This is a genomic window from Streptomyces sp. NPDC025793, assembly GCF_055558375.1.
The window spans coordinates 17,798-27,267 of the sequence record NZ_JBVHMR010000065.1 but is presented as its reverse complement, the minus strand read 5'-3'; the positions used below and the strand labels follow the sequence as shown (position 1 = coordinate 27,267).

6 protein-coding genes and 1 pseudogene are annotated in these 9,470 nt (G+C 69.0%); 3 read left to right on the top strand and 4 right to left on the bottom strand.

The genetic code is table 11. The annotated features are described in order from the left end of the window. Window positions 1–964: 964 nt before the first annotated feature. Both ACZ4MF_RS45090 and ACZ4MF_RS45085 read right to left on the bottom strand, forming a co-directional pair. Window positions 965–2,110, bottom strand: a complete 1,146-nt coding sequence (locus ACZ4MF_RS45090; protein WP_467499727.1) for a nitric oxide synthase oxygenase — start codon at window positions 2,108–2,110, stop codon at window positions 965–967. Window positions 2,111–2,280: 170 nt separating this feature from the next. After that, window positions 2,281–3,423, bottom strand: a complete 1,143-nt coding sequence (locus tag ACZ4MF_RS45085; protein WP_467499724.1) for a globin domain-containing protein — start codon at window positions 3,421–3,423, stop codon at window positions 2,281–2,283. Window positions 3,424–4,522: 1,099 nt separating this feature from the next. Here ACZ4MF_RS45085 and ACZ4MF_RS45080 point away from each other — a divergent pair. Both ACZ4MF_RS45080 and ACZ4MF_RS45075 read left to right on the top strand, forming a co-directional pair. Further along, window positions 4,523–5,611: a hypothetical protein gene (locus tag ACZ4MF_RS45080; RefSeq protein ID WP_467499722.1), complete on the top strand. Its 1,089-nt coding sequence runs from the start codon at window positions 4,523–4,525 to the stop codon at window positions 5,609–5,611. A gap of 126 nt (window positions 5,612–5,737) precedes the next feature. Further along, complete coding sequence (locus ACZ4MF_RS45075; RefSeq protein ID WP_467499729.1) at window positions 5,738–6,589, top strand: alpha/beta hydrolase; 852 nt, start codon at window positions 5,738–5,740, stop codon at window positions 6,587–6,589. Between the two features lie 62 nt (window positions 6,590–6,651). Here ACZ4MF_RS45075 and ACZ4MF_RS45070 read toward each other — a convergent pair. Both ACZ4MF_RS45070 and ACZ4MF_RS45065 read right to left on the bottom strand, forming a co-directional pair. Then, window positions 6,652–6,907 (bottom strand): annotated as a pseudogene (locus tag ACZ4MF_RS45070) (IS110 family transposase); the annotation flags it as partial. Further along, entirely contained in the window at window positions 6,840–7,295 is a 456-nt protein-coding gene (locus tag ACZ4MF_RS45065; RefSeq protein ID WP_467499731.1) for a hypothetical protein, read from the bottom strand. The pseudogene ACZ4MF_RS45070 and the gene ACZ4MF_RS45065, both read right to left, overlap by 68 nt. Before the next feature lie 626 nt (window positions 7,296–7,921). On the opposite strand from ACZ4MF_RS45065, the gene ACZ4MF_RS45060 reads away from it, so the two are divergent. After that, window positions 7,922–9,457: an asparagine synthetase B family protein gene (locus ACZ4MF_RS45060; protein ID WP_467499720.1), complete on the top strand. Its 1,536-nt coding sequence runs from the start codon at window positions 7,922–7,924 to the stop codon at window positions 9,455–9,457. Window positions 9,458–9,470: the final 13 nt, after the last annotated feature.

Here is a 9,470-nt window from a genome sequence, read left to right as displayed (position 1 = left end):
AGGTGATGCCGGTGACGGCGAGTGCCGCGGCGGCTCCGGCTGTGGCGGTCACCATGGTGGAACGAGCGAGCTTCATGTCGCTTCTCCTGTCTGTTCTCACGGAGATGTCGGCTCGTCAGCCGACTGCGACTAAACGTACTCATGGCTGTCATATCAGTCATATCGGGAGCGTGCGCCAGAGGGCCGATCGGGGTATCCGCAGCCCTGTCTGCCCCTCGGTCGGGATGTCAAGTGACCAGAGACGGAAGGTAGATTGAATGACTATTAGTCCTTCCGGTTGATCTGCTGACGCTTGCTCACCCCATGCCACCCGCGTGTCGCTGTGAAATCCGCGCGTTGAACCGTGTTAATGGAACGGCTGGCCGAAGATGGCCCGGCGGGAGTCGCGGAATGGCGATGAGTCAGCTGTCGCGCGACGCCGACCGCGGGCCCGCGCCCTGATGGTGGAGTTCACCCGGCATCGAGGCGCTGGACTTCGGCCTGTCCGGTCCCGGTGTGGCGGAGTGGTGCAGTTGGCGAGTGAGCGGCGCGGTTGGCGGGACCTCAGAGGCGGCGACTCGCGGCCGGCGCGACCGCAGCCAGATTCGCGATCAGCGCGCCGTCCATGAGGAATCATGAGGCTGCCGCGACTGTCCAGCGTCGTGGAACACCGGCTTCTTGTGAACTATCGAGTCGCACTGGATGCCGCGGCACGCTGCTTCCCGGCGAGGTGTTGGCTCAACGCCTCAGCCGGAGGACGCCTCTTCCCCCGGCGAACACGGTCGCACGTCGCCCTGGCGACAAAGGACGGCGGCACCCGAATGGATGTCAGCGTCGAGCTGTCCGCACGAGCCGCGAGGCAGCGAGCTCTTCGTCGATGGTGCCGAGGCTTCCCGCTTCTTCCGCAGCGGGGTGATGGGCTACTCGGCCACCAGCTCTGGCCGTCGCCTGGACGGCATGGAACGGCTGACCGACGCCACCTGGATCAAATGCCCCCTCGGGCCGTGCCGTAGGGGCATCCTGTCGGCACTCCTGTGGTCCGGTGCACGAAGGCCGGCCGCAGGTCGGGATCCTCGGGGTCGTAGTAGCGGTGGAACACCGCGGTCGCGCCTCCGGACAGGGGTGGGACGATCCAGCTCCAGTCGGTCGGTACCGGGCGCCCGTGCCGCCTCTCGCGGTCCACGTGCGCGAGGAACCGCCGCGACTCCGTGTGGTGGTCGGCCATGCTCACTCCCGCCTGCTCGTAGGAATGCAGGACCGCCAGGTTGAGCTCGACCAGGGCGCGGTCGCGCCACAGGGTGCGCTCGTTGCGGGTGTCGAGGCCGAACAGTTCGGCGACGGTGGGCAGCAGGTTGTAGCGGTCGGTGTCGGCGAGGTTGCGCGAGCCGATCTCCGTGCCCATGTACCAGCCGTTGAAGGGCGCGGCCGGGTACGTGACCCCGCCGATCTCCAGCGACATGTCGCTGACGGCCGGCACCGAGTACCAGCGCAGACCGAGGTCGGCGAATCCGGGATGGTGCGGATGCGTCAACGGCACCTCCAGCACGGCGTCCTCGGGCACCTCGTAGAACTCCGGGGCCAGGCCGGAAGCGGGCTGGACCAGCAACGGCAGTACCTCGAAGGGGGTTTCGCCGCCCTTCCAGCCCAAGTCCCTGGCCAGCGCCACCCGGTGGGCACTGCGCGGGTCGTCCGCGTAGCGCACCAACTGCTCACCCAGCAGCGTGGCGGCGGGACGGCCGGGGCGATCGGGGGCGAAGACGCTGACGACCGGCCGGATGCGGCCTCCGTTGGTCGCGATTCGCAGATGCTCGAAGCACTCACTGGCGATGTCGTCGGGATGCGTGACGTGCCGCAGGTCCCGCACGATCAGGTTGTTCCAGTAGAGCCGGCCTATGCAGCGCGCCGCGTTGCGCCAGGCCACCCGCGCGCCGAACGCCACCTCCGCCGGAGTGTGTTCGTACGTGCCGAAGCGCTCCACCTGCGCGGTGACCTCCGCGAGCCGTCGGCGCGGATCGCCGTCGCCCGGGTTCTCGGCGGCGTACTGGCGGATGAACACCTCGGCTGCCGCCAGAACGGCCTCCTGTGCCGGCGGGCGGCGCCGAGCCGAATGGGACGAAGGGGGGAGCTGCACTGGATTGTCTCCTGCTCGGGGTCTGGCACTCATACCGGTCCGGCGCGCCGGGCGGTGGTTCGGCGGCCGCTCGGCCGGGAGCGGACGGGGCGAAGCCGAGTCCGGCGGGCGGGCGCGGCAAGCGGGTGGCAGCAAGGCCGGGGCCGGGTCGGCCGGGTCGGGCCGGGCGCTCAGTCCTCGGGCGGTTCCCGCAACTGCCGGGGCAGCAACGAGGCCTCGAGTGCGGGCACGTCGAAGGGGTCGAAATGGATCCGCTCCGGCGGGATACCCTGCCGGGCCAGGGTGGCTCTGGCCTGCGTCACCATGTCCACCGGCCCGGAGAGGAACGCCTCGTGCCGGTACCACGGCCCGAACTCCTTCAGCACCCGGGGCAGGGTGCCCTCCAGCCCCGCAATACGCTCGTGCGACACCGCGGCCCGCACTGAGAGCCAGTGGTGCCGCTGGGACATCCTGAGCATGTCGTCCAGGCCGTAGAGCTCCTCAGCGGTCCGCGCGCCGACGAAGACGTCGACGTAGCGCTCTGTCCCGCTGCGGGCCGCGTCCTCGACCAGGGCCTTGATGGGGGCCATACCGGTCCCGCCGGCCACGCACACCAGGTCCCGCTCGGTGCGCGGGTCGAGCGTCATGTCACCCTGAGTGGGTCCGAGCCGCACCACGTCACCGGGCTTGGCGCTGTAGACCAGGCCCTGACTGACCTGGCCCTGGGCGATCGCGCGCACATGGAAGGTCACGGTGTTGTCCGGTCGCGGCGCGTGCGCGGGCGAGTAGTAGCGCCACGCCTTGGGGTGCCAGGGCGTCTCCACGCTCGCGTACTGGCCTGCCGTGTACGGGTAGGGCGCGTCGGGCCGCACGGTGATCTCCGCGATGCCATGGCCGCGGTGCAGGTGGTGGATGATCTCCGCCTCCCACACCGCGGGCGCCGTGCGGGCGTCATCCCTCGCGGCGTGCATCATCACCTGCGCGACGACGTCGTATCCGTGCGTCCATGCGGCGGCCAGCTCCGGGCTCCACGCCGGGCCGGCGTAGCGGGCCAGGGAGGTGAGCAGGCACTCGCCCACCGCGGGGTAGTGGCCGTCGAGCGCCCCGAACTTGCGGTGGTCGCGGCCCAGCCTGCCGCAGAACCGGATCAGGTTCTCCGGGTCGTCGACGAGGTCGACGATCTGCAGCAGGCCGCGCAGCAGCCGGTCGCGCTGGACGTCCAGATTGTCAGGGAAGAGCCCGCGCACCTCGGGGTGGCGTGCGAACAGAATGGCGTAGAAATACACCGTCATGTCCGCTGCGTACGGACCGACCACGGCCACGCTCGCACGCATCAGGGCGATTTCCTCCGCGGTCAGCGGCACGAGGTCGGGCAGCGGACTCGGCGTCGGGGGTGAAGGAGTGGAGGGAGGCTCTGCTGATTCCGGTGACTGCGCCGCGGCATCCGCTGCGTCACGGCGTCCTCGCGACGCACGGGAGAATATCACCGGGCGCCTCCCGCTTCATATTGAATCGTCATCACCATGAGGGAAATTCAGTTTCAGGGCAGTGGGGAGCGGGGACCGCCGTGACCAGCGCTATCGTCGCGGCTGCCGGGGACAGGCCGATGGCCCGCACAGGGTTGCGCTGTGCCGGATGCCCACCCAGCACCCAGAAAGGGTCCGCCATTCGGCTGAGACGCCGTCACAATACGACGCCACGGATCAACTCGGCCGCACACGGGCGACTTGGCAACGGACGGGGCGGAACTCCCTGGGGCGTCCTGCCGTTCGGTGGTGATCGGCAGGAACGCATTCACCCTAATACACAATCTTCACCCGTCAACCGGAGGATAGGCACGACCCCGCCGCCACTCGCGCGCTTTCGCCCCGCAGGCTTGCCCGCAACGCGCTCGTTCGGCGCCGAGCAGGGGGAATTGATGCGGAATCGACCGGAGGAAGCGTGTGGAACCGGCCGGAAACAGACCTCCGGCGCGGCAGACGGGCAACTCCCGGTAATCCTTGCCCGTTTCTGCTGGCGAGGTGTCGAGCTCGCCCCGAATTTCCACGTGAAACCAGCCGGTTTCGGTAGCTGCTGCGGATTCAGAAGGCATGGCTCATGACAGTGTAATACCAGGTGAATTCAGCGAGCTGAACGTGATCTCTGTCGGTAAATCCGGATATCCGGGGCACTTCGTCGGGCTTCGCGAAGCCCGATCACGAGCTCGACCGGGTGGTGCGGCGACGGCTGGGGCGTGGCGCGGTGCGGGTGGGGAGCGCGCATACGAGGGGCCGGAGCCGTTCGTAGGCTGATTGTGGGGTCTCGCCGGTTGAGCTCTGCGGTGATGTGAATGCGACGCGGTGAAACGGGCTCCGGGAACCACGCCTCCGTCCTGTGCACACGCACCCGCGCACCAAGCTGATCACCCACCTCCTTGAGCGCGAAGATAGGCCCATGGAATACATCGTCGCCGCGGGAGGGGTACTGGTCCTGGCGCTGGTCCTGACCAGCATCCTGCGCACGCTCGTGGTACCCCGAGGCCTCTACTCCGCACTGGTGTTCCGCCTGTGGTGGACACTGCGCAGACTTCTGCGACTCAAAGCCCTCCGCGGCGGCTACGACGCGATCGACCGCGCCCAGACCTGGCTCGCCCCGCTGATGCTCATCGGCATGCTCGCCAGCTGGCTCGCCGGTGCGCTCCTCGGCTTCGGCCTCCTGCTGTACTCGCTGTCCCCGCTGTCCTGGACCACCGCGTTCCGGGAGGCCGGGTCCAGCCTGTTCACGCTCGGTTTCGCCAGTGGAGCAAGGCTGAAACTGTCGGTGCTCGACTTCGTCGCCGCAGCCACCGGCCCGGTCCTGATCGCCCTGCAGATCGCCTACCTGCCCACCCTCTACGCCGCCTACAACCGTCGCGAATTGGAGGTCACCCTGCTCCAGGCACGGGCCGGCGAACCCGCCTGGGGGCCGGAGATCCTCGCCCGGCAGTGGCTGGTCGACACCGAGACCGCCCTGCCGGCGCTGTACCGGGCCTGGGAGCGGCTCGCCGCGGACATGGGCGAGAGCCACTCCACGTACCCCATCTTGCTGACCTTCCGGTCGCCGCGTCCGCACCGCAGCTGGCTGGTCGGGCTTGTCGCGGTGATGGACGCGGCGGCGATGCAGCTGGCGCTGGACCCCCGGCTCGCCCCGCCGGAGGCCCGGCTGGTGCTGCGGGCCGGATTCACCGCCCTTCGCGACATCGCCCGCGCGCTGCGCATCCCTTTCGACATCGACCCGTCACCGGATGCGACGATCCGGCTCACCTTCGCCGAGTTCGACGCGGCCGTGGACATGCTGGAGTCAGCCGGTTTCCGGGCCGAACGCCCGCCGAAGGAGGCATGGCCGCACTTCCGGGGCTGGCGGGTCAACTACGAGGCGATCGCCTATGAGCTGTGCCGCCGCTGCGACGCCGTACCCGCGTTGTGGACCGGCCCCCGCGACTTTCCCGGCGGCCCGATCCCGCCCGCGCGCCCGGCGGACCGGCGGCCGCACGGCTTGGCCTAGGACGGCCGGAACTGTCCCTCGCCACCGGGCGGTGCCCGGTCCGTGGCGGGAAGCTCCCCATGGGTGAGACATGGCTGCTAAACCCCTTTGAGAGGGTTCGTGATCTCTCCTAGGTTGGCCCGCGTGATGATCGAGGTGCCCTACCAGTCGCTTCCGGTTGACCAGTCGGACGTTCGCTATGCCCATGGCCCCGACTCGGCTGTCCAGCCTGGCGTACCTGTCGGCGAGACAATCGAGTTCGGCTGGAACGAGAGTGCGATCTATCCGGGCACGTCCCGCAGGTTCTGGGTTCACGTGCCCGCCCAGTACGACCCCGCACAGCCGGCGTCGCTGATGGTGTTCCAGGACGGATGGTGGTACCTGGACCCCGAAGGAGAGGTCCGCGGCGCGATCGTCCTGGACAACCTTGTCCACCGCGGCGACATCCCGGTCACCATCGGGGTGTTCGTCGACCCCGGCGTCTTCCCCGACGCCGAGGACCCGAAGAACCGCAACACCGAGTACGACGCGTTCGACGACCGGTACGTCAGTTTCCTCCTCGACGAGATCATCCCCGAGGTCACGCGGCGGTACACGATCGCAGAGGACCCTGATCGGTGGGGCATCTGTGGTGGCAGCAGCGGCGGTAACTGCGCCTTTACGGCAGCGTGGCTGCGCCCGGACACGTTCCGCCGTGTCATCGGGTACCTGTCCAGCTTCACGCAGATGCCAGGCGGCAACCCGTACCCCGAACTGATCCCCGGCGTTCCCCGCAAGCCACTGCGGGTCTTCCTGCAAGCGGGCCATCGTGATCTGCGCTGGAACGAGCCCGAAGCGAACTGGCTCGCCGACAACTTGCGTGTCGCGGCCGCGCTCGCGGAAGCCGGATACGACTTCCGCCTCGTCCTGGGCGACGGCGGCCACAGCCCCAACCACGGTGGAGTCCTGCTCCCTGATGCCTTGCGCTGGTTGTGGCGGTCGGGTGATCGCCCGGACTAGCCGGTCGGCTGGTGCGGGGCTACGCGTCGTAGCGGCGGCGGTCTCGGATCAGGGCTCAATGCCTCGATGAGCCGGTCGATCCCGGCGACCTTGTCGTTCGGGATCCGGACCTCCTGGGCGAGTGTCCGAACGAGCCGGGCGATCACAGCCTCACCCGGGACGGCGGTGTGCTGCCGTTCAGCCGCCTCGGCTTTCCGCGCGAGCGCCTGTGGACTGCGGACGCCGGGGGCGGTTGGTGGACCGGATGCGGTCACAGACGAGATCGGCGCGGCGGTTCGTCAGGAGCCGGAGCTCGATGACGGCCACGTCGCCGGGCTGCCATGTCCACGGCACCGCGGCTCACCGGTACGAAGCCGCCCCAGTCGGGATCGATCTGCCGGACCACGCCGGCTCGCGGGCCCTTCAGGATCAGCCGGATGAAGATGCCGCAGCCCAGTCCGGCCGGCAGGAGCGTGCCCCGGGTCAGTACATCGGTTGGTGTGCCGATCCGGCCGGGCAGGGGTTCGGTGAGCGGGAACGGACCGGCAGGGCCGTTGCCCACCTCGGCCACGAAGGACCGGTACTCCATCGGCAGATCGATGACGGTCTCAGCGGCGGCTGTGATGCTGATGACGAAGGCGTCGGGAGTACCACGCCCTTTTACCGGAGTTGGCCTCGGAGGATGGCGATCTGCGTTTGCAGTAGGAAAATTGGAGTAGGGAAACAAGACATCGTGGTGGCGTGAAGGTAAACGGCGGTGGGCCGTTGGGGGATTGCGGGGGCGTGGGCATCCTTGCTGGACAGGGCAGCGGACGGTGTTTCCCGGGGGTTCGGCCCGTCGGTGCTCTCCCGGAGTTTGTCGAGGGTGTTCCCGTTCCGGGACCTGTCGGTGAAATGGATCACAGACGTGCGGCGGCGGCGCTCACTAAGATCACGATTGTCGAACGTTCGGCTCCGGTTCCTTGGCCTCTTCGTTCCCCATGAGGCGCCACGCAACTTGAGCCATGTGTTCAAGCGTCGACATCCCTGCAGTGCCTGAACGTAAGGAAAAGTGTGTCCGGTATTGCCGGTTGGCTCGATCGACGCCGGGATTTAAGGTCTTTCGGCTTGACGGTCGAGCAGATGGCTTCCGATCTCGTCGTCCGTGGCCGCGTAGGCGGCACAGTATGGCAGGAACGGCAAGTCGCCCTGATCCAGAGGGATTCGGCGCAGGCCCCACAGCCACCGCGGTCCCCGCACTCCTGTCGGGCCGCGGTCGTCACCGATGACCTCGGTGACACCCTCGTCGTCGCGGTGTGCGACGGACATGTTCTGCCCCCCAGCGATCTCGATTCCCCGACGACCGGTTCGGACATGCCGGTCACCGGTGGCAGCGCGGCGGCGCGGGCCGTGCTCAAGGCCTACCTGCGGTGGGGCCGTTCCGCCCCGGCTCATCTGGACGGGGCGTTCGCCTTCGCAGTCTGGGACGTCCGCGCCGGAGAACTGCTCCTCGGCCGCGACCGGTTGGGTGTGAAGCCCCTGAGCTACGCGCTCACCCCCGACGGGGTCGTGTTCGCCTCCGACATGGCCACCGTCGTGCGCCATCCGATGGTGCGGGCCGAGCTCGACGGGGCTGGACTGGGCGCCGTCCTCACGCAGTTGCGCAGCCCCGGTCAGGGCGTGCTGCGAAGTGTGCGCGAGGTGCGGGCCGGTCATACCCTCCGCATCGCGGCGGAGGGCCGTACCGAGGAGCCGTACTGGCGCCTGGAGGCCCGCCCCCACGAACTCGACCTCGACAGCACCGTGAAGCACCTCAGGGATCTGCTGGAGGACGCGGTGGCCAGGGTCGAGCCCGGCGAGAGAGCAGCCGTGCTGCTGTCGGGCGGGCTCGACTCCAGCGTGCTGACGGGTCTTGTCGCCTCCGGCGGCCGCAGCGCGCCGCAGACCTTCACCGTCCTGTTCGGCGACACGTCCGCACCCGTCCCGGACCGGCCGTACGCCGAGGAGGTGGTCCGGCTGTGGGGCTGCGACCACCGGGAAGTCGCGGTCCGGCCCGATGAGTTGCTGGACCCGGTGACCCTGGCGGAGGTGCTCGCCGCGAAGGACCAGCCGACACCGTTCGGCGACAAGAACATCACCCCCTATCTCTTCAGCGGGCACGTGGCGCGGCATGCGCAGGTCGTGCTCAGCGGGGAGGGCGCGGACGCGCTGTTCGGGGGCCTGGGCGGCGCCATCGACGAGGACCGGGTCCTCACCTCCTTCCCATGGATCGAGCGGTCGCGCCGGTTCGGGATGCCGTACGGCATCGGCACCGGGCTCTTCGACCGAGCGCTCCTGGAGGACGTCGACGTCGACGGTCATGTCGACCGCATGTTCCGTGAAGCACTGGACGAGGTTCCCCATCTGCCGGGCGCGGCTCCGGTCGACCGCCTCGCGCGTCAGGTGGACTACCTCACCGTCACGCGGCTGCTGGAGCAGACGGTGCTCCACTCCGAGCGGCTGAGCACCGCGGCCGGCCTGGAGGTGCGGTTCCCCTTCACCGACCACCGCCTGCTCTCCGTACTGTTCAACGTGCCGGCGGCGATGAAGTCCTTCGACGGCAGGGAGAAGAGCCTGCTGCGCACGCTGGGACGGGACGTGGTCCCGCCGTCGGTGCTCACCCGGGCCAAGGTCCCCTACCCGATCACCTACGACCCCCACTACAAGGCCGGACTGGTCGGCAGGCTGCGGGATCTCCTCGACGACACCACCGCGCCCGCACGTCCGCTCGTCGACCTGCCGGCGATCCGTCGTACGACCGAGGACCCGGCACTGCTCGACCGCGGCGGCTGGCTGGGCCGCGCCGATGCCGAGATGGTGCTCCAACTCGACGACTGGATGCGGCGCTTGAACGTACGGACACGGCTGTAGCCGGCCGTCGCGG

What these genes read in the sequence shown, in the direction of transcription:
- ACZ4MF_RS45075 (WP_467499729.1), top strand. Translation starts at nt 5,738, where the DNA reads ATGATCGAGGTGCCCTACCAGTCGCTTCCGGTTGACCAGTCGGACGTT.
- ACZ4MF_RS45085 (WP_467499724.1), bottom strand. Translation starts at nt 3,423, where the DNA reads ATGCGTGCGAGCGTGGCCGTGGTCGGTCCGTACGCAGCGGACATGACG.
- ACZ4MF_RS45080 (WP_467499722.1), top strand. Translation starts at nt 4,523, where the DNA reads ATGGAATACATCGTCGCCGCGGGAGGGGTACTGGTCCTGGCGCTGGTC.
- ACZ4MF_RS45060 (WP_467499720.1), top strand. Translation starts at nt 7,922, where the DNA reads ATGCCGGTCACCGGTGGCAGCGCGGCGGCGCGGGCCGTGCTCAAGGCC.